At 46.0% G+C, this 21,578-nt stretch carries 20 protein-coding genes; all 20 read right to left on the minus strand.

The features are described from left to right. Positions 1–34 precede the first annotated feature (34 nt). The 20 genes from JMF85_RS18935 to JMF85_RS19030 all read right to left on the minus strand — a co-directional run bounded on the left by JMF85_RS18935 (position 35) and on the right by JMF85_RS19030 (position 21,576). A complete protein-coding gene (locus JMF85_RS18935; RefSeq protein ID WP_127609217.1) occupies positions 35–1,075 on the minus strand; it encodes a FecCD family ABC transporter permease in 1,041 nt (346 codons plus the stop codon). After that, positions 1,072–2,097 (minus strand): FecCD family ABC transporter permease, encoded by a 1,026-nt coding sequence (locus JMF85_RS18940; protein WP_127609215.1) that lies wholly within the window; start codon positions 2,095–2,097, stop codon positions 1,072–1,074. Before JMF85_RS18940 ends, JMF85_RS18935 begins: the two co-directional genes overlap by 4 nt. A 126-nt stretch (positions 2,098–2,223) precedes the next feature. Then, positions 2,224–3,198, minus strand: coding sequence for an ABC transporter substrate-binding protein (locus tag JMF85_RS18945; protein ID WP_127609213.1), 975 nt, complete (start codon positions 3,196–3,198; stop codon positions 2,224–2,226). Between the two features lie 153 nt (positions 3,199–3,351). Beyond that, positions 3,352–4,971: a helix-turn-helix domain-containing protein gene (locus JMF85_RS18950; protein WP_201318734.1), complete on the minus strand. Its 1,620-nt coding sequence runs from the start codon at positions 4,969–4,971 to the stop codon at positions 3,352–3,354. 257 nt (positions 4,972–5,228) lie between these two features. After that, positions 5,229–6,005 (minus strand): IucA/IucC family C-terminal-domain containing protein, encoded by a 777-nt coding sequence (locus JMF85_RS18955; protein WP_236595926.1) that lies wholly within the window; start codon positions 6,003–6,005, stop codon positions 5,229–5,231. Between the two features lie 322 nt (positions 6,006–6,327). Beyond that, positions 6,328–7,149 carry a GGDEF domain-containing protein gene (locus tag JMF85_RS18960; protein ID WP_127609848.1) on the minus strand — a complete coding sequence of 274 codons (822 nt, stop codon included), beginning with the start codon at positions 7,147–7,149 and terminating at the stop codon, positions 6,328–6,330. Next, a complete protein-coding gene (locus tag JMF85_RS18965) occupies positions 7,146–7,499 on the minus strand; it encodes a hypothetical protein (RefSeq protein ID WP_127609850.1) in 354 nt (117 codons plus the stop codon). The genes JMF85_RS18960 and JMF85_RS18965 overlap by 4 nt, the downstream gene beginning before the upstream one ends. Positions 7,500–7,536: 37 nt before the next feature. After that, positions 7,537–8,403, minus strand: coding sequence for an EAL domain-containing protein (locus JMF85_RS18970; RefSeq protein ID WP_236595919.1), 867 nt, complete (start codon positions 8,401–8,403; stop codon positions 7,537–7,539). A 401-nt stretch (positions 8,404–8,804) separates the two neighbouring features. Continuing rightward, the gene (locus tag JMF85_RS18975; protein ID WP_155615348.1) at positions 8,805–9,629 is read right to left on the minus strand and encodes a MetQ/NlpA family ABC transporter substrate-binding protein; all 825 of its coding nucleotides are present in this window, start codon (positions 9,627–9,629) and stop codon (positions 8,805–8,807) included. Positions 9,630–9,693: 64 nt separating this feature from the next. Beyond that, on the minus strand, positions 9,694–10,359 hold the full coding sequence (locus JMF85_RS18980; RefSeq protein ID WP_054799897.1) for a methionine ABC transporter permease: 666 nt from the start codon (positions 10,357–10,359) through the stop codon (positions 9,694–9,696). Then, the gene (locus JMF85_RS18985) at positions 10,349–11,122 is read right to left on the minus strand and encodes a methionine ABC transporter ATP-binding protein (RefSeq protein WP_141335648.1); all 774 of its coding nucleotides are present in this window, start codon (positions 11,120–11,122) and stop codon (positions 10,349–10,351) included. Before JMF85_RS18985 ends, JMF85_RS18980 begins: the two co-directional genes overlap by 11 nt. Before the next feature lie 66 nt (positions 11,123–11,188). After that, the gene (locus JMF85_RS18990) at positions 11,189–12,409 is read right to left on the minus strand and encodes a GNAT family N-acetyltransferase (RefSeq protein ID WP_201318735.1); all 1,221 of its coding nucleotides are present in this window, start codon (positions 12,407–12,409) and stop codon (positions 11,189–11,191) included. A 44-nt stretch (positions 12,410–12,453) separates the two neighbouring features. Next, entirely contained in the window at positions 12,454–13,635 is a 1,182-nt protein-coding gene (locus JMF85_RS18995) for an acyl-CoA dehydrogenase family protein (RefSeq protein ID WP_155615329.1), read from the minus strand. Positions 13,636–13,678: 43 nt separating this feature from the next. Next, positions 13,679–14,491: an ATP-binding cassette domain-containing protein gene (locus tag JMF85_RS19000; protein WP_127609863.1), complete on the minus strand. Its 813-nt coding sequence runs from the start codon at positions 14,489–14,491 to the stop codon at positions 13,679–13,681. Beyond that, positions 14,475–15,476, minus strand: coding sequence for an ABC transporter ATP-binding protein (locus tag JMF85_RS19005; protein ID WP_201318736.1), 1,002 nt, complete (start codon positions 15,474–15,476; stop codon positions 14,475–14,477). The genes JMF85_RS19000 and JMF85_RS19005 overlap by 17 nt, the downstream gene beginning before the upstream one ends. Before the next feature lie 27 nt (positions 15,477–15,503). Continuing rightward, positions 15,504–16,394, minus strand: a complete 891-nt coding sequence (locus tag JMF85_RS19010) for an ABC transporter permease (RefSeq protein WP_201318737.1) — start codon at positions 16,392–16,394, stop codon at positions 15,504–15,506. Positions 16,395–16,423: 29 nt separating this feature from the next. Further along, complete coding sequence (locus JMF85_RS19015) at positions 16,424–17,371, minus strand: ABC transporter permease (protein ID WP_201318738.1); 948 nt, start codon at positions 17,369–17,371, stop codon at positions 16,424–16,426. Between the two features lie 33 nt (positions 17,372–17,404). Beyond that, the gene (locus tag JMF85_RS19020) at positions 17,405–19,012 is read right to left on the minus strand and encodes an ABC transporter substrate-binding protein (RefSeq protein ID WP_201318739.1); all 1,608 of its coding nucleotides are present in this window, start codon (positions 19,010–19,012) and stop codon (positions 17,405–17,407) included. Positions 19,013–19,050: 38 nt separating this feature from the next. Beyond that, on the minus strand, positions 19,051–20,430 hold the full coding sequence (locus JMF85_RS19025; RefSeq protein ID WP_201318740.1) for an LLM class flavin-dependent oxidoreductase: 1,380 nt from the start codon (positions 20,428–20,430) through the stop codon (positions 19,051–19,053). A 297-nt stretch (positions 20,431–20,727) separates the two neighbouring features. Beyond that, a complete protein-coding gene (locus JMF85_RS19030) occupies positions 20,728–21,576 on the minus strand; it encodes a sugar phosphate isomerase/epimerase family protein (protein ID WP_127609871.1) in 849 nt (282 codons plus the stop codon). Between the last annotated feature and the right edge of the window lie 2 nt (positions 21,577–21,578).

A 21,578-nucleotide genomic window follows, 5' to 3' on the forward strand; every position in this document is an offset into this window, starting at 1 on the left:
AACCCTGTCATTTTTCCGTACGAATAGTGCAGCTCTATTTATTGCGATTTCTATAAAGCAGATAAATAAAGAAAGGAGCACCTACACCTGCAGTGAACACACCCGCAGGAATATCGAGTGGAAGAAAGGCCGTTCTAGCAAACGTATCGGCAATCAAAAGCATAAGACTGCCAATAAGAGCCGCAACCGGAATTAAGCCGCCAAAAGAAGGACCTACGAGCTTTCTGGCGATATGCGGAGCAATTAAGCCGATAAACCCGATCGCTCCAGCAATAGCCACGGCTGAACCCGCCAACGCCACACTGATGATCAGCAGCAGGAATCGGTGAAGTTGAACAGAAGCTCCTACACCTTTCGCGACATCGTCGCCTAGTTCTTGAACATTGATGTTTCTCGAATAAATGAGTGCCAAAGGAATAAAAACAATCACCCAGGGCAGCAAGGCATACACATTATCCCACGATGCACCGTAAATACTTCCAGTTAACCAAATATAGGCTTGACTGGCTGCTTTAATAGGGCTGAGAACAATCATTAACATCGTTAAAGAACTGGTCGCCGCTGAAATCCCAATTCCGATCAACACCAGCCTCGTTGAAGTAACCCCTTTATTCCATGCCAACAAATAAATCACGATCGAAACGAAGCCAGCCCCCAAAAAGGCTGCTACCGGGAGCCACTGGATACTGACCGTACCGGCAAAATAGGTAAAAAAAGCCACTGCCGCAAACGCGGCTCCCCCTGTAATCCCAATAATATCCGGCGAGGCTAGCGGATTGCGGATAATTCCCTGAAGGATCGATCCGGAAACACTCAGAGCCGCTCCAACCAGAACAGCAACTATTATACGAGGAAGCCTTAAAGTGCCAATAATCAACGAATTTACGGCTGTTCCTTGCCCAAGTAACGTTTTGAGCACGTCCACTGGTGAAGTACCCTTGTTGCCCAGCCCCAGACTCATAACAAATACAACGATCAACATTGCCGTTAACACCGAGAGCTGAATCACCGTTCTTTTCTGCACAAGAAAAGAAAACTGTCCCTTTTTGCTTCGAACAACGATTAACTGCTTCATGGCGAAACCCCTTTCGAGCGAAACCCCTTCCTCGCAGTGTAAATAAAAAATGGCACTCCGATTAAAGCCGTCATCACTCCGATCGGAATCTCTCCAGGCATAATCACAAACCGAGCAATGATATCTGCAAGTAACAACAAGATAGCCCCCAGTACGGCACTGTAAGGAATAACCCAGCGATAATCAATACCCACCAGGAAACGGGCAATGTGCGGAATAACGAGACCTACAAATCCGATGGAGCCGGCAACCGCAACAGAGCTTCCCGCCAATAAAATGACCGCAACCGCAATTGAAATTTTCACAAGGCCCGTTCTTTGCCCCAATCCCTTGGCGACATCCTCTCCCGAAGTCAGGATGTTGACAGGCTGTGCCAGTACCAATGCGGTGATCCCGGCGAATACCATATACGGTAAGACCGGAATTAATCCCTCAGCCGATTTGCCGGCGACAGAACCCGCTAACCAAAACAACACATTTTGTAAGCTGGCTTCATTAACAACCAGCATGCCTTGAGTAAACGAGGTAAACAAGGCCGTCATAGCTGCACCGGCTAACACAATTTTCAGTGGAGTTAATCCGTCCCTGCCCAGGGAACCGAGGAAATAAACGGTCAAAGCGCCAATACCCGCTCCCAAAAAGGCGACCCATACCAATTGATCCAGGGAAGAGACGGGGAAAAACGTTAACGCCAATATCACAAAAAAAACGGCACCCGAATTAATCCCGAAAATACTTGGAGAAGCTAAAGGATTTCGAGTCAACGCCTGCATCAGAGCCCCTGCAACGGCTAAATTCCCCCCGATCAGAGCTGCAAATATGGCGCGGGGGAACCGGGTCGTTTGGATAATCACATGTTCGTTCGATGACATATCATAATGGGTAAATGACTCGACAGCCGTTAGAAAGCTTATCTCCGTTGTTCCAAGGACGATACTTAGTATAAAAGAGATCATAAGTATAAAAAAACCAAACACCAAACCCAGCGCTCTTAAAGGTGTCTGGTGTAATAATGGATTCACAAAGACCCTCCTCTTTGAGGTTCATTCCCTCCATAGCCTTCATAACACGAAGCGGTATGAAACGAGTGAACTCATTGGAGGCTGTTGACACCAGCGCTCGTCAACAGCCTCTTTAATTTAACTATATTATTTCAATCCATAGAAAGCATAGAGATCATCCAGCATCTCCATAGCTGCTAACGGACCAGAGCCGTTATTCCATACCGCCGTATCTACCTCGAATACTCTATTGTTTTGAACGGCTTTCAAATTTTTCCACAGCGGATGCTCGCTCCATGCTTTTCTCAAATCCAGTCGACCGTCATTTCTTGTCGTACTCGTTTGATCAAATATGATATCTGCATCCATTTGCGGAATATTTTCTTTGGATGAGAGCTGAACTCCCCATTCTGTTCCCCTCTGACTAGCAGGACGGGCAATTCCCAACTCATCCAAAACGAGAGCTGAGAACCCGGTATAAACAATTCGGGCATGATCCACTCGAAAGTCAACAATGCCCACTTCCAATTTTAATTTATCACCCATTTTCCCCTTGAAATCAGTTACTTTTCGCTCCCACTCTGTCAGAAATTGTTTCTCTTCTTCCTTTTTGTTTAGAGCTTCTGCTGACAGTTTCAACGTATCCTTCCACAGATGTACCTCTTCTGTCATGACGGTTGGCGCAATGGCCGATAATTGCTGATAAATTTTCTCGTGGCGTGTTTTGGAAGCGATAATCAAGTCCGGTTGAAGTGAAACCAATTTTTCCAAGTCGGGCTGGTTTTCCGAGCCCAAGTTGGTTGCCCCTTCCATCTGGGCTCTGATGTAATTGTACCAAGGTTGTTCTATCCAGGATTCAACGGCTCCCACAGGCTTAACTTTCAGCACTAAGGCAGCGTCCGTAGCTCCTTGAAACAGCGTGACCACTTTCTTAGGTGTACCTTTAACTTCCGTAGTACCCATGGCATGTTGAATGACTCTGGCCTCTTGATTCTCAGTTTCTTGTACTTGTGTCGGCTGAGAAACTGCTCCCCCTTGCTGATTCCCCCCGCAACCAGCGATCACGAACATAAATAGAAAAATCGCTGCTAGTACTAATCCATATTTGTTACTTCTAACCATCCTTGTACCTCTCCTTTTTCTTGTTGAACGTATGGTATTGATATTGATTCTTATTCTCATTATAAGAGAGTAATCTATAAAGAACATGGATATTAATGATTAATTTTTGGACTTTTCCGATATTTCAGCAGTTCATGGCGGATGTCCGCTTTTTTACTCCTCATCCGACATCAGCAGCTGATGCACTTTGTCCAGAAATAAGTCATGAGACAGCGCATTATAGCTCGTATAGAGATGCTGGCTGTCATACATACAATAAACTTTTCTGTTCCTGACTGCTTTTAAAGCATGCCATTGTTTGTTGTCATATAACGCACCTACTTCATTTCGGATCGTCTGATCCATCTGTGCAGTCCCATTGTGCCTATAGCTAGTTAATAGGATCCGATCCGCTTCAAACTCAAACAAATCCTCCAGCGTTACCTCCTTATAGTGGGCAATACCCGGCACCCCTTGGGGAGCGGTCAACTTTAAATCGCCATACAGCACCGTCCCCATGTTTCGTAGACCATACACACACATTTTCCCTTCGCCAATACCAACGATTAAGAAGGTTTCATCTCCGATTTTGCTTTTTATTTGTTTTCGAATCGTTTCCGCTTTTCGCTCATAACGCTCCAGCCAACCGTTTGCTTCCTTTTCTTTGCCAACGATCTTAGCTATGGTCTGAAAATGAACTCTCCAGTCATTAGAATAATGAAGAGTGATCGTCGGGGCGATTTGATTAAATATTCTCTCTTTTTGAGATTTTTCCACATGGCGAGAACCGCTCGCCACAATTAAGTCTGGCTTGGCAGTCACCAGTCTTTCCAAATCAGGATTGGAGTGGCCGACAGCAATTGTGTTGCGCAACCGGGTGGTGATCGGATAAGCGTTATTGATGACAGCGGCATAAGGCTCGATGCCCAGCGCAATCAAATGACCTGTTGTTTGATGATTAAGTGAAGCAATTTTGCTGGAATATTTGATTTTTTTCACATAAGACATCGGCGAGTAACCTGTCTCTGCTTTAAACTTGCGACTGAAATAAAATTCATCGCTAAAGCCGACGCTGTGGGCAATCGAACGAAACGATCCGTCAGACTGAACCAGCAATTGCTTGGCTTGGCTAATCCGAATTTCAGTCAAATATTCCATCGGGCTTTTTTCGACTTGTTTCTTGAATGCCCGTGAGTAATAATCCGCACTCAAACCTGCGATTTCAGCAAGCTTCTCTCGGGTAATATGTAATGGATAGTATTGTTCCATATATTCCAAGGTGAGATGAATCGCTTGTTTCAAATCTGACTTCTGTTCATGAATGGTATCCTTGAATAGCGCGACTATCATTTCTTGAAACATCATATTCGCTTTCATGACATCCCAGCTACTGTCACTGCGATGTTTTTTCTCCATCTCTTGAACCATGTCGGCCAGAAACTGAAAATGAGCAGTATATAGTTCATCCGGACATTTCAGTTCCGCAAGTACAAAATGACCCGGATCCGCAGGTTGCAGCGCATAAAACTTTATGTAATAATAATCTGCTTGGCTACTTGGGTGAATGGACAGTTTTACATAGGCACCGGGAGATACGATGAAAATCTTTTGCCGCTGTAAGGGATAGCTCCGTCCGTCGATGACAATGTCTCCTTCAGCTTCCATAAACAACAACATTCCATACAACGAATTATCATGCTGAAATAAGGTTTCATTCGAAATTACGTGTTGACTATCTTCCAGTTTATACAGGCAAGCAGCGAGTCGCGTTGAAAGATGTGAGCTGTTATTCATTTGCACTCGTCCTTTTCTGTGAATAATAATCATTCTCATTAGATGTTATTTCGACAAATCTATCGCGAATTCCTTGTTCGGATACGATTTTATCCTTCCTTCAGAACAGTTGCAGCGGCAAATAAGACCCGACCATATCCGTACTTCTTCCGGATCAGTGAGTCCACGTTTCCACAATAACAACACGGTCCTCTCTTAAAAAAACTCACTTTCATTATAGTAAAGCGGAGCGTTCTTGCAAGCTTCTCCCTATCAAGTCATTCGTGTTTCTTAACTACTTTCGGACAGGTTGAACAGTAGCTTTCGTTCGCGGAAACTTTATAATAGAAACAACAAGTCTTTCGAATACGAACCGGTTGATTTGCAGAAGAAGTCATACATGCAGGAAAGTAAAACTTTTCCATGGGATTGTCCGTTTCCCCGAATACGGTCCCTGGCGCTTTACTTATCAGATACTCGAAGTCCTCCTGTATGCGCTTGTTTTCTTGTGAATTGGCCCCTTCCCCCATTCGTTTCTCATACAGCGAATATAAACGAACTGCGGTATTTTCCCATAAAATAGCCACTGGAATGTTGGCGGTTTCAGAAATGGAACGCCACAGTTTTGCCAAATGCCCTGCGAAGAGATTTCTTATCGTTTCATTACGCCATTCATCCCGTTTCCCAGCCGCAGGTTCGGTAACATGCAAATCTGGCGCACATATCCTGGTCGACCAAGATTTATTGTGGGTTACGGACGATTCAAGAAGGCTATTTTCGATACCTAAATCCAATCCTTTATTGTACATCGTCATGGCATATAAACCGGTAGTCAGGGTTAGAAAGGCGTACCTCTTGGAGAACTGCGAAGCGGTAATCATTCTTGACGGAGACCGGAGAACACTTGATAATTCATCCAAATACGACGCACATTTTTTACCGTCAAGCAAATCAACAGATCGAATACAATCCGTTGAATATGGCAATGGCTTGATGGATAAATGAAAATTTTTTGTTAAGTAATCCAATTCTTCCACTTCAAGCCGGGATTGCATATTCACCAAATTTCCTCCCTTTGATTGATTATTATTATTATCAATACAATAAAATGATTTGAACATGGACATTTATGTCCGATTTTTGGAATAATCCGACATAAGCAGGACGACGATAAGCGTTATCCAACCGGAGAGGCAAAATAACCTCTCCCCTTCTGTACGGACCGAAAAAACAGAAAAGCACGCCAAATGCCTATCGGCATTAAGCGTGCTTCGCTTTTTGCGACCCTTCCGGAACTGTTCGGTGCTGCTGCTGGATCTCGAATCGAAACAATTGGACGTCTCGGCGAACCCTATCCTTGTTGGAATCCACGTTGTCCTAACGCAAGTAAACTTCATCGCTGCCTTCATCATGGGCGGGCTTCGCGGAAGTGGACAACAGACTGGCCTTTCTCAAGATTTCCCGGAACGACAAGGAAAAAAAGTCGGGTTCCTCCAGCCCGTTCACGTACCCTACCGCCGCGGAAACGGCAACATTGTTGATGAAGACAGAGCAGGAGAATAACCGGATGTAACGATCGACTTCTGCCTCGTCTGCCAAAGTGATCATGACGAATTCATCGCCGGCATATCTGCAAACAAAATCCCGATCTTCCTTTACCAAGGATGCCATCCTGCCGGAAAATTCACGTATCACATCATCGCCGAAAGGATGGCCGTAACGCTTGTTAATGTTGCCAAAACCGTTCAGGTCAATAAATAAAAGATGAAAAGGTTGTTTCTTTTTCAGGAACGCCTCACCGACGGATTGGATATAAGGTGCACGATAGAATCCCGTCAGCGAATCCATAAATTCAGACAATTTCATCTTGATGGCTTCCCGGGTTACCAAACCGGCAAGCTTGCCCTCTTCCATGATTAATAGACGTTTAATTCGGTGTTGATCCATAACTTTCAGCGCGTCCCATATAAAGAATTCAGAGGTAATCGTGATAGGGTCGGGCGTCATGGCGTCCGCTACAATCCGGTTGGGATGCGTTGAGCGCACATCACGGGAAGTGAAGATGCCTACGACCGTGCCGTGATCCATAACGATTAGCGACCCCACTCTCCATTCGTTCATGAGTTCCGCTGCATAGAAAACACTCTTGTCTGACGAAACCGTATAAACCGGGGACGTCATGAGCTCGGACACTTTCATCCCAGTTCGACCTCCCGTTGTACGGAAACTGCAATTTTCAGTTCCGAGCGCAGCACCGTAGTATCGAGGATCAATCGTTCCGCTTCCTCCATGACAATCTTCATGAGGAGGGTTTGGTCCAGCATTTGCAAAAGCGAATTTCGGACCAGAATGGCTTCTATTTTGGGATGATCAATCTTAAGCAGGGTAAATTGTCCGGGGGAGAGCGCCTCTGACATTCGCCTGACGGCTTCTGGACCGATTGGCGCTTTTTTCCCGATAATTAACAAGTCCTGCATCGGCGGAACTTCAAACTCGGAAATTTTGAGTGAAAGTGTTGCTTTGCGTGAATACATGCTTTTATCTTCCATCTTGCGTAGTCCTCCAGTTTCAGATTCAACTTCTTCTTCATATGTTCAGTCGATTCGGTTTCCCTAAATAATACCCCTGTCCGATCGTTACACCGAGACATGCTGCACAGACGAAATCCTCTTCCCGCTCAATCCCTTCCAAAATAAGGGTGCTGTCAGCGTCCCCGCAGTAATCGACAAAGAGCTGGACTACCTTTTGTTTCTTCTTGCAAAGGGATAGCTCTTTGGAAAAAAATTGGTCTATCTTAATGAAGTCCGGCGATATCTCGAAGATTTTCCGAAACGTAGTCGTTCCTTCCCCTACATCATCCAAAGCAATCAAGAACCCATTGTTACGGAGATCTTTGATTCTTTGCATAAATACAGGGTTGCTCCAAATCGGCTCTTCGGTAATGGATTCGTTGATTTCAAGCACAATGCGATGGACAAAAGAAAGGAGCCGCCTCCTGAGATCATTCACAAACAAAGGAAAAGCATCGGCAATGATGGTAGATGGGAAAAGATTAATGAACAACAACCCGTCTTCTTGTGCAACCGGAGAAAAAAAGAAGCTGGAAAGCGCATGTTCAATGGACCAGGTATCCAATTGATACAATCGGTTCTGTTCAATAGCTCCTTGAAAAAGCGCATTCGGGCCAATGCCGGATGTACTGCGAATCAAAGCTTCATAACCGACCTTGCCTTGATCGGGAAGTCGCCGCAGCGGCTGAAATACATGGTAGAAATGATTGTTTTCAATAAGATTTGCAATATTCTCCATCGAGTCTTCTTTCCTCTCAAATGAAAGGGCTACTCCGAAAGAAAAGAGTAGCCCTCCAGCATCCATTTCGGTAACCCAACTGCCGCAGATGGAATCCTTAGGCCTGAAGTATTGCTCCCCTGCCTTTGGGCAGGATCGATTCATGCGTCCGATGACCTGTTTTTGAAAAAAGTGAACAGCGACCTCTGGTTAATATAATTCCAACGTACTGCGCTAATATACCTATATAATACCTTTCGCCAAATTTCACCAAATTCCTTCACAAGCAAATATGTTTTTTATTTGAACTTTATTCATCTAAACGTTATACATCTAAACGTTCGTCTCGATTGGTGAAGTATTAAGAAGGTTAAGGAAAGAGTGGGGAGATACGAAAAGAAATGGTTGCGGATCCGCTTGTTTCGGTTGTTTATGTAACGAGGAATGACGGGGTGTAACCGAATGGTCGGGTTGTTGGGGGTCTGTCCCCCAATCAACCGATTCCATTCGGGGATGAAGCCTTTCATTTGTTAGCTTTAGAGGAAACGAATTAAACAGTCAGGCGATTACCAGCCGGGGACTAGCACAGTCTTACCACCATAAGCTTCCAGAAATGCTTTTTTCATTGCATCACTTTGATACGCTTCCTTCAACACCTTTATTTTAGGTGAATCGACCAACTCCGGACGGGTAGCAATGATATCAGGAGATAAAACTTCTTTTCTTTCCTTCGCCAAAGCATCCTTGTCAAAATCGAACCCATTATCTGCAGCTACTGTGGCATGTAAAAAAGCGGCATCTACGTCATCCAGCGAGCGTGGCAACATGGCATACTCAATTTCTTTAAACTTGTAATTATGGGGGTTTTCTACAATATCATTAACTTTGACCTGAACACCGCTTACACCTTCTCTTAACTTAAGTAATCCCGCGTCCTGAAGCATAACCAATGTACGGCCATTGTTGGAGGGTTCAACCGGAATAGCAATAGTTCCGCCGTCCGGAATGTCCTTTAGACTTCTATGTTTTTTGGAAAAAACACCGCCCCAATCGTAAAACGCTTCAAATGCCGCTACCAGATTAGTTCCATTACCGGCATTAAATCCATCCAGATAGGCTTGATGCTGGAAATAATTGGCATCTGCATTTCCTTCTTTAACCGCTAAGTTTAACTGAATACTATCACTAATAAATTTATAATCCAATTTATATCCTCTTTTTTCTACCTCTGCTGCCAGAACACGAGTGGTATCCTGATACAATTTATAATTCGTTGCTAAGAATACAATCGTTTTATCATTGGAATTACTGCCAGTTGCGGTTTCTTTCGTACTGCATGCCGTCATGAGAAGGAAAATCGCGATAATAACCATCAACAGTGTCTTTTTCATAATAACTCTCCATTTTTTCATATTTTATATTTTATATTTTATACTTTTTAGTTTTAGATCTTATTTATTTCCTTTTATCCAGTTTCCGGACTGCCATATTTCCGATCATCTGAATCAGCTGCACGATGATCACAATCATCACAACCGTAAAAACCATTACATCTGTCTGATACCTGTAATATCCATATCTTATGGCAAAATCTCCAATGCCGCCGCCTCCAACTAGTCCTGCAACTGTCGAGTACGAAAGAAAGCTGACACTAATAATCGTAGCGGCATTTGCAATTCCTGATCTCGCTTCTACATAAAGAACCTTCCAAATGATCTGATAAGTATTCGCTCCCATAGACTCCGCAGCCTCTATAACACCACGGTTAACTTCAAGCAAGGTTTGCTCTACAAACCTTGCAAACTCTGGAATGGCGCTAATAGCCAGAGGAACCGTAACTGCTGTAGTGCCGATCGGTGTCCCAACTATAAAGCGGGTAAGAGGAATAATGGCAATCAATAAAATGAGAAACGGGAAAGAGCGAACGATATTGACCATTCCGTCAATGACAACGTAAAGACGAGGCGCATTTACGAGCGAGCCGGGACGGATTAAAAATAATAAGGTCCCAAGTGGTGTACCTATCACGATCGCAATACCGAGCGAAATGACCATCATGTAAAACGTCTGGCCGAGCGCTACAACGATCTCCGGCCATAATGCGATGATATTATCCAACAAATACACCCTCTCCTTCCCGGCGTACTTCAATTTCATTATTAAATAAAAACTTCGTGATTCTTGTTTGAGGAACAAAATTCGGGTCTTTTAATTGAAACTTTTCCACGACATGACCATTTTCCATAACGGAGACTTTATTGCAAATAGATTTGATCACCTCCATTTCATGGGTTACGATGACAATGGTGATCCCGGATTTTTCATTCAGTTCTTTTAAAAATGCTAAGATACTTTCCGTTGTTTGCGGATCCAATGCGGATGTCGGTTCATCACAAAGCAGTATTTTAGGCTGAGTCACCATGGTTCTGGCAATGGCCACTCTCTGTTTTTGCCCACCGCTCAATGTAACTGGATAATGATCTGCTTTGTCCGATAAACCAACAATCTCCAAGCACTCCCTGATTTTTTTTCTGCGTTCTGATTTCGACACCCCTGCTATCTCCAAAGGAAAAGAGACATTATCAAAAACGGTTCGGTTGCCGATTAAATTGTAGTTCTGAAAAATCATCCCCATAGACATTCTTTTTTTCAGTAGTTGTTTTTTGGTAAGAAGGGTCAAATCTTCCCCATCCACGATAACTGAACCGCTGTCAGGCTTTTCAAGCAAATTAATCGTCCGTAAAAGTGTTGATTTTCCTGCTCCGCTAAAGCCTATAATTCCGTAAATATCCCCTTGATCGACTTCCAACGACGCAGAAGAAATGGCCTGGAATTTCCCCCCTGGAGTTACAAACGTTTTATTGATGTTATCTAATAAAATCAACTTATATCCCTCCACACTCACGAAGTAACTGAAGAGCAGGATGTCCACTCCCACAGCTTCCAGCTCTCAAAAGAAATCGAGCATATAGGTCGTCCGCCGTGGAATAATCGCTTCCCATTGAGCAAGAACTTCTTCCACTCCCCCGATCCGTCCGATTCGATGCAACTCTTCAGGTCTCTTATATCCTAGCAGCAGAGCTGACAGGGTTTGGATATCGCAGCGAATCGCCGTTCGATCAGACACAGTATCGTTTTCATTCAAGGAATTTATGCTCGCCCTCCCTTCCCCATTGATCGTTAGCTCCCATAATCCATCGTTCCACGGCGCGTACTTGTCGGTAAGACGAATGGCAAGCTTAAGTGATTCGCCTGTTGCTGAAAAAACGTACTGCTCTATGAATTGTTGGACATCGACAATTCGCGCCATAAAATACGGCAGCACCTCCTGTTGAATGCGCGGGTCGGGAAGGAAAAATGGCAGCGCATCATCTACCGGCGCCGTCACCACGGCTCTTTCCACCATGGAATCGTGATTGGACAAATACGACCACAATCCCCATCTGGCATCCTCATCTAAAAATACAAATTCATGAACGAGTAATTCCCTTTGTACCCGAAATTGTTTGGCCTTAAGATGTTCCGACTGCTTCCTGATCTCGTAAAGAGCATACCCCGCAGGCGTACCGTCCTCCCGAAAATATACAGCTGCATGGCCTTTCTTGCGCTGAAAAATCGGACTTTTCCACCAATCTAACGGACGGACTAACGTACCGTTATATCGTGCGGCATAAACTTCGTATACTCGACTCAATAATTCGATGTCTCCGTCCCGGCGTTCCACATATCCGTTCGTTTCTACACGAGGCGGAAATTGAGCCGTCTCCAGCACATATTGTTTATATTCAGTGTACGTTTCCCATCCGTACTTACGGTAAAAACCAAAGGAAAAGGGCACAAGGAAGGAAAGGGACTGCCCATTTTCCTTCATCGTTTTGAGAGAATGCAATATGAGTTTGGATATCAGCCCCTGCCGACGCAGTTCAGGCCATGTCGATACACGTGTAACCCCCCCTATCGCAACACGAGTTCCATTGATATACGTTTCAAACGGAACGATCGCTAATTGAGCGGAGAGGCGGACTTCGTCAAATATGCCCCATGTTTGCTCCTTCGTGAAACGTGCGCGTAAAATTTCTTTATCCTTTTCATTAAAGTCCAATTGAAAGGCATACTTCGTTAATTCCAGACTCGTTTCGAAATCGTCCTGACCTAAAGCGCGAATCTCCATGCGACACCTCATCTTTTGTACGGAATTTCAACTGCATGATGAAATCAAGAGTAATAGCCTGGCGTTGGATATTCTTTGGTTAACACCCACCTTCCCACGTTGCGTAGCTTGTATTCCGCAGGATTATGGAGAGTATGCGTACGAACGTTGCGCCAGAAACGGTCAAAACCGTATTTGGTCGTGGCAGAACGCGCGCCCATCACATCAAAGATCCGGCTGGTCACGTCCAACGCCACTTTCCCGGCCAGCACATTGGCGGCAGCGACAAGAACGGCCGTTTCCCCGCGTTCCTCTTCGGTCAAATCGAACTCTTTCTCCCAAGCCCGGTCTAATTGGACCCATGCTCTGTCGGCCAAACTTACAGCCCCTTGGACTTCGACCCAAAACTCGCCATACTGACGGAGGATAGAGGGATCCTCCGAGGCTTTTTCCACTCCGGAAGTTATCCATGCGCGTGAAGTCGTAGTGGTGTACTTGCTTGCCTCTTCAATGGCGCCAAGCGCACTGCCGATAAATACATTGAGCAGCACACTTTGAGAAAAGGAAGGAGAAATCGTAGAGAAAGCCGTATGCTTATGATAATTCGTATCCAAGATCTCCTCTTTCTCCACAATGACATCCCCAAAGGACACCGTTCCGCTGCCGGTTTGTTTCTGTCCGATGCCATCCCAATCTTCATGAACCGTAACGCCTTGACGATTGGTCGGAATAGCCCCATAAATCAGCTCGAAAGTTTGATCGTCCTCCCAGCTAATAATGAGATAGTCCGAACCTGGCGCCCCTGAACTAAAAGGCCTCTTCCCGTTCAAAATATACCGATCCCCGTCGCGTTTACCAAACAAACTTCGGCTCATTGCATTTACTGAATTTCCCCAAAACCAGTTGTTTTTGGCCGATTCCGTGTAATAATACTCTTTTTGTTTAGGTGAACCATGCCAATGCGGTGACCCTACCGCTATAAAATGGTAGCCGTACAAATGGGCAAGTGACGCGTCCACCTTGGCAAACTCCCGAACGATGCGCAGCACAGCCGACCACGGTTGTCCCTCTCCCCCGTATTGCTTGGGGATAAGCAAATTCAACAAACCGCTTTCCCGAAGCATATTCAGCTGCCGGATCGGTGTCCCGCCTGCTTTATCTCGTTCTACCGCATCCTTGGCAAACTCTTGCGCCAGCTGAACCGCTTTTTCAAAATATAGATCCGTTTCATTTATCACTAAACTCATTTCTTATCTCTCCATTCTATTTGGTAAATTTTGTACTGACCGTTTATGAATACCGCTGCACTCCTGGGTCGAGGGACAAGACAGAATCTACTAACTTTCGAGTTGACGGGTGTACTGCCCTTTCGTACAATTCATCTGCCGGCAGCATTTCGACCACCCGTCCTTTATCCATCACAGCCACTCTGTCACAGAAAAACTCGATGACCGCCAGGTTATGCCCGATAAATAAATACGTTAGATTTAATTCCTCACGCAAATCCAACAGCAAGTTTAAAATTTGGGCTTGAATGGATACATCCAAGGCGGAAGTAGGCTCATCCAGGATAAGAAATTCCGCTTGTACGGCTAATGCCCGTGCGATCCCGATTCGTTGACGCTGTCCGCCGGAAAACTCGTGAGGATAGCGGGTAAAATGTTCTTTTTTCAACCCCACCTTCTCCAGTATGAGATATACGGAAAATTCCGCTTCCGATCGATGATTGGCAATCCCCATCCTCAACATGGGAGTCACGATTTGTTCTCCGATCGTTTTACGCGGATTTAAGGATGAAGCACTGTCCTGAAAGATAACCTGCATCCTTCGGTAATATGGAATCAATTCTTTATGGGAAAGATTGGTTATGTCTTTGCCGTCAAAATAAACGCTCCCTTCACTCGGTTGAATGAGCCTTGCAATCAGTCGGCCCAATGTAGATTTACCAGAACCGGACTCCCCGATCAGGCCTACGATTTCTCCGCTGCGAATGGCCAAGTCAACCCCGTCAACTGCCTTAAAACGATGCGGCTTCTTCCACAAAAAGCCTGACGTAATGCTGTAGGTCTTACTCAAGTTCTTCGTTTCAACCAGCAGCGTCACTTCGCTTCACCTCCCGTTGAAAGCAAGAGACCAGATGTTCCTGTCCCAAGGAAACTACCCCGGGCGGGTGGCTGAAGCAGCGTTCCGTCGCCTCCTTGCAGCGGCTCCCGAAACTGCAGCCTTGTGGCATATTCATTAAATCGGGTGGAACTCCATCAATTTGAGATAATCTGCGGCGTGCTGACTTTGTGCCTTTGTTCCCGATTTCGGGCACCGAACGGATCAGTCCCCGTGTATACGGATGTTCCGGAGCTGAAAGAATACGGCTCGTATTTCCGTATTCCACAATTTTCCCCGCATACATGACCGCCACCTTGTCGCTCAAATAGGCCACCACACCAAAATCGTGGGTGATGATGATGATTGAAGTATTAAACTCCTGGTTGATGCTCTTCAATAAATTCAGAATCTGTTTCTGAATGGTGGCGTCGAGTGCCGTAGTAGGTTCGTCCGCAATAATTAGCTTGGGTCGGCAGCTGATCGCCATCGCGATCATCATACGCTGCCTCATCCCGCCGCTTAAGGCGTGAGGATAGGACTTCAGCACACGCTCTACATCGGAAATTCCCACTCTTTGAAGCCACTGCCGGGCTTCGATCACCGCCTCTTTCTTGTTGATCCCCCGGCGGTACGCAATCGTCTCAACCAATTGCGTGCCGATTTTGTAAGAGGGGTCGAGCGCCGTCAATGGATTTTGAAAGATCATCGAGATTTCTTTACCGCGAATCAGGTTATACTCTTTCTCTTCCAAACTAGTGATTTCCGTTTGATTAAAACGTATTTCACCAGACGTGATTTGTGCCGTATTCTTGGGAAGCAATCCCATAATGGAAAGTGCGGTCATGCTCTTTCCAGATCCGGATTCCCCTACCAGTGCCAACACTTCACCGGGAGACACTTGGAAATCGATACCATTCACCGCTTTGACAGTACCACGGGGAGTGACAAGCTCCGTATGGAGATTGCGAACTTCCAGTAATGACAAGCGATCGCCTCCTTTTATCGGATTTTATCATTTCATTCGTTTATAAGGATCCAGCCAATCTCTTAATCCATCTCCCAGCCAATTAAATCCAAGTGAGACCAGCATGATGAGTAATCCTGGAATCGTAGCCACATGGGGCGCACCCTGCGTCAAAACCTTCATTCCATCTCCAGTCATTCTGCCCCAGTCTGAATCGGGCGGTTGAATACCCAATCCCAGAAAACTAAGTCCCGATGAGAATACGATCATGGAACCGACTAAAGTAGTGGCATAGACGATTAACGGTGAGATGACGTTAGGAAGCAATTCCCTGAAAAGTATGGACGTCGTAGAAGCTCCAAGCATACGTGCCGCCTCAATATATTCTTTACCTTTCTCCTCTTTGACGGAAGCGAAAACGACTCTCGACATATAAGGGATGAGCGCTACTGTAATGGTAACAAGTATGGTCATCACACCTGGACCTAATATTGCTGCTATCGCAATCGCGAAAAGAATCATTGGGAACGCAAAAAGTACATCCAAGATCCGCATGATCAATTCGCCAATCCTCCCTTGGACAAAGCCAGCCGTTAGACCTAACCATATACTGATAACAAAAGCGATTGTGATCGGCAGCAGAGCCGCAAGCAAGGAATATCGGCTCCCCCATATCAGACGGCTCAGTATATCCCTGCCTTGATCATCCAGCCCCAGCAGATGCCCTGGCGTACCAGGAGGCGAAAGGCGTAGAGCACCATCGCCGGCATTCGGGTCATAAGGGGAGATCCATGGCGCCAGCAACGAGATCAGAATAGCGGCTAGCACGATCAACATGCCTGCTAAAGTTTGTTTGTCTTGACGGATTCTTCTCCATGCCTGATTTACATCTAATTTCGGGTTTAACGTCGTCGGGATCCATGCCTCTCTGTTTCGCATTTTGTACACCTCTTGCCTGCTTGGAAAACTTAGCCGCTCATTCGCGGATTGAGCATATCTACAACGAGATCGGTAATCAAGTTCACGAGTACAAAACTGAAAGCAACGAACAAAACGCCTGCTTGAATCATCGGAATGTCATGGGCTGTTATGGCTTGGTAAAGCAGCGTTCCTATGCCGGGCCAGGAGAAAACCATTTCCACGAATAATACGCCCCCAAGCAAATGTCCGATTTGCAATCCGGTAATATTGATGACTGGAGATAGCATATTACGGAACACGTGTCTTCGTATGATCAAGCTTGCCGGCATCCCATAGGATCGAAACGTTTTAATGTAATCGGCATTCATGACATCCATCAAGCTCGAACGGGTCAGCCTTGCAATAACAGCCAGCGATACGATCGCCGTAGCCACGGAAGGCAGCAGCATATGCTCGAGAAGACTGAAGAAGCTTCCCTCATTTCTCATATCGTACATGCCGGATGAAGGGAGCCATCCGAGTTGAAGGGAGAATATCCACATGAGGACAATCCCAAGCCAAAACACCGGAACACTGGCACCGAGCTGTGCAAGAAACATACTGATTCGATCAAACCAGGAAGACGGTTTTAAACCGGACAACACACCGATTACTACTCCTAAACCGGCACAAATGATTAGGCTTCCCAAAGTCAGAATGAGCGTGTTTTTAAAATTTTTCATCAAAACATCCATAACCGGAACACGCATAATGATCGAATCTCCCAAATCCCCTTTTACGATGTGACTCAACCAAAGGAAATACTGCATCAAAAACGGTTCATCTAAACCGAACTCTTTACGTAATTCCACGACATTCTCCGGCGTGGCCTGTTGCCCCAGAATATTGGACACCGGATCGCCGGGGCTTAAATAGACGGTTAAAAATACAAAGAAAGTCACGCTGAAGAGCACAGGAAGTACCGAGAGAATTCTCTTCAATACGAATCCCGACATCAAATCGATCTTCCCCTCCTTATCAAGATTTGTTTACTGTTTAATCCAAACTTTGTTCAAGTCATACCAATCTTGGGCAGCGACAACAAACCCGTTCACATTTTTACCAATCGCATAATGTGTGCGATCGTAATAGATTGGCAGTATTCCAGCATCCTCAGCAATAATCTTGTTAGCTTCTTTCCAATAGGTAATTGATTTTTGCTGGTTCGGTTCCAGAATGGCTTTGTCTACGGCTTGATCGAAGGCAGGGCTTACGTACTTTCCGCTGTTTGACCCGCTATTAGAATGAGCGACAATATATAGCCAATAGGGAGTAACAAATCCCCATTCCATACTGTCTAAACCTATATCTGGCGTCTTGGCTTTCTTTACGGCTAAATAGCTGTTCCAGTCATAGGTCTGGATCTTTAACTTGATTCCGACTTTGGCCAAGTCCCGTTGTATCCATTCGGCGACAGGTTCCTTCCCCGCATAGGTGATCAATTTTGTTTCGAACCCTTCCGGATAACCTGCCTCTTTCAAAAGCGCCTTAGCCTTCTCCGGATTATAGCTGAAATCCTTAAAATTCGGATCAAAAGCTTCATTGCCGGGATTTTGAATACTAAATGCCGGAGAAACGGTGTTTTTTAACAGATCTCTCGCAAGTCCTTCTCGATCAATGGCATAAATAAACGCTTGCCGGATTTTGGGATCTTTAAAGTATGGACTATCAAAATTAAAAGCATAATAAAAAATAGATGGCAAGTCACCTTCCCCAATTTTGAACCCTTTATCCCTTAGTTTGGCAACACTATCCCTTGATGGCCACGAAATGATATCGATTTCCCCTGTCTCCAAAGCGGTTACTCGAGCATTGTCATCAGGAATCGGCCGGAAAATCACTTTGTCGAGATAAGGTTTATCTCCCCAGTATCCATCGAAACGTTTCAACTCAATTTTTTCCCCACGAATCCTTTCAACGAATTGGAACGGGCCTGTTCCAACGGGATGCTCTGCATAACCGTCGTTCCCCCATTTCTTGAGCGCCGTAGGACTCAAGATCAATCCCGTACCCCCACTGCCTTGAGCGAGCATGCGCAGGAAAGGGGAAAACGGCTTTTCAAATATCAATTCGACCGTGTAATCATCCGGGGTTTTAATTTCTTTCAAGCCGTTATAGGTAAGCTGCATGACTGCGGCGCTAATCTTATCGTAATATTCGAACTGAGGATCCCAGGCTCGGCGGATATTAAATTCCACAGCCGCAGCGTTGAATGGCGTGCCGTCATGGAAATTGACTCCCCGCCTCAAGTGAAACGTATATATCAGACCATCCTCAGAAACTTTCCAGGATTCAGCCAGTGCAGGTTTAAGAGGAGGAATCGGCACTTCCTTTGTCGGCTTGGATAAATCCTCGGTTACCAACGATTCGTGAATTTGACGGTTGACCCGGAAAGTTTCCCAACCTGCCTCCCGTGAAGGATCGAGTACCGTAATTTCCGCATTAAGACCTACGATGAGCGTTCCGCCTTGTTTCGGTGCGTCTTTCGTGGAGGTAGATTCGGCGATGGTTCCCTGCTCTTTGCTTGTGCAGCCCGAAAGTATCATGGCAAAAACGACGACTAATGCTATAAATGCATGTGCTGTCTTTGTTTTCATTGGTTTCCCTCCCCCTAAAAATAAATTGTGATAGGTCATCACTTTGCAAGACCGACTTTGCGGAAGCGAGCTCCCGGATGATGGTCGGGCAGTCGACCGTTGCCCCCGAATAGTTTTTGCCGATACGAGCCTTCCTCGTACTCTTCTTTTACAAGCCCGCGGTTTTGCAGCTCCGGCAGCACAAGTTCGATAAAATCCTTCACGGTTCCCGGTGTCGTGACTTGGGCCAGATTAATGCCGTCGATTCCGGCTTCCTCGACCAAGTGCTGAATGTAATCAGCAACCTCGATCGGCGTTCCGACAACCATATTGGCTCCGCCTGCACTGCCTCCGAAATCCCCGATAGCTTCCATCACCTCCCGCACAGTCCGCTTTTTGTTCCCGAACTTGCTGTATTGAGCGGTGTGGGTTTGGTTGCCCACGGTTTCCACATATTCGAAGATCTCATCCGGATCATAATCAGCCAAATTCAAATTCGTCGATCCGCCAAAATGAGCCCAAGCTCCTTCGGCACTCCAATATTTTTTGTAATCTTCGAACTTATCCCTGGCTTCGCCTGCTGTTTTCCCAACCACTACATTCAGTCCCTTGAACATCAACAGCTGTTCGGGATCACGGCCGTAAGCCTTTGCCTTCTCACGAATATCCTGTGTGTAATAACGAACAGCATCCATCGAAGTACCACCGACAAAAACGCACTCCGCATGCCTGGCCGCAAATTTCCGCCCGCGATCTGAATTGCCTGCCTGATAAATGACCGGCGTACGCTGTGATGACGGTTCGCATAAGTGAGGACCTTCTACTTTGAAATACTGACCTTGATGATTAATTTCATGTACTTTGGCCGGATCGGCATAGATGCCGTTCTCGAGCACAACTGCATCGTCTTCCCAGCTGCCTTCCCACAATTTATAGCAAACTTCTAAAAATTCGTCAGCGATGTCATATCGGTTGTCATGTTGAATCACCTCGCTCAGCCCAAAATTACGGGCAGCGCTCGTCACGGCCGTGGTTACAATATTCCATGCCACCCGTCCATTGGTTAAATGGTCGAGAGTAGACAACCGGCGGGCTAAGGAAAAGGGATGCTCGTAAGTTGTCGAAATGGTTACCGCGAAGCTCAAATGAGTCGTAGCTTGCGCCATCGCCGGGACAATCAGCATGGGATCGTTGGCTGGTACCTGCATGCCCGTCTTCACGGAAATGTCCCGCGATTGTTGATAAATGTCACACACCCCAAGAATGTCTGCTAAAAAAATGGCGTCAAACTTCCCCCGTTCTGCAAGCTGCGCCAATTCCACCCAATAGCTCAGTTCATTGAACCGCCGGCGTTCATCGGATGGATGATTCCATATTCCATGTGCAAGATGCCCGATCACATTCATATCAAATAGATTTAAGCGTATCTTTTTTGCCATAGTGGTCAATCCCCTTTCTTGTCTAAACTTGATCCCGATAATTTGATTATGTTTATCGGTTTAGTCAGTTTTAAGATATAAAAATATATTACTTTATTCCGTGTCAGATCCCCCTTCTACCCTCTAAACCAAAAAGGTTCCCTTTACTTTCGGACTGTGAAAGTAGTAGGGAACCTCCGTTTGAACGGTCGATTAAGTTTTTATATCCATCTGCAAATCCATGGATCATATTGATTTTAATCATACTATTCATATCTGTCAAGTTAGTTTATGCAATATATTCCTGTTTTCCAAACGCTACGGAAGCAATTTCAACTCCGCCCAATGCGGATGTGCCTCAAGACGCCGTTCCATGTCACGGAATGCTTGGAGCGAGCGACTCAGCTTCAGGTAGGCGTCGCCCCCCTCGCTCCAACCCTGAAAGCCGATCATCCCGTGAAAACCGATCTGTTTAAGCTGCCCAAGCAACGCGAAATTATCCAACTCGCCTTCGTCCAATGGCTCGATCGTCGCAACGTCACCAAAACCGTGCGGATTCCGACGGCTGCCGGACAGGTTCACTTGCTTCAGGTACGGCGCCACCGCCTCCAGCGTACCTGTTAGATTGGTCCCGTCAACGGCGTACCAATGGAAACCGCAGAATACGATCCCCAAACGGGGATGATTCAGACGCCGGCACAGTCGCACCGCATCTTCGTGGCGTTCGACCCAGAAGGATAGATGCGTGTATAGCAGGATGTCGATGTTGCGCCGCTCGCAAATCTGGAGCGCTTGTTCCAGCCACTTCACCACAGCGTCGTCACCCGCCGGGTCTGAGGGGCGCAGATGACTTCCTGCGGATTGGATCGCCAGCTCAACGGTCGAACAACCCTCCAGCGTCTCCAACAAATTCAGGATGCCTTGGTTTCTCGGATGGCTCTCGCCTAAAGAGAGATCCAACACGACGTACACACCCGCGACGTCCAGCCCATATCTCTGCTTGACGCTGCCGAGCTTCGCCGCGTCCCGCCACCGCTCTCCGTGCCAGATGGACAAATGCGCCGCATCGTACCCGATCTCTTTCAGCATCTCGCATCGTGCTTCAAAACTGTAAATTCCCATGGAGTTGTAGAAGGAAAAATCCATAGCATAAACACGGTAAGCCATCG

The sequence above is a fragment of the Paenibacillus sp. EPM92 genome (genome assembly GCF_016586185.1).
Taxonomy (GTDB): Bacteria; Bacillota; Bacilli; order Paenibacillales; family NBRC-103111; genus Paenibacillus_G; species Paenibacillus_G validus.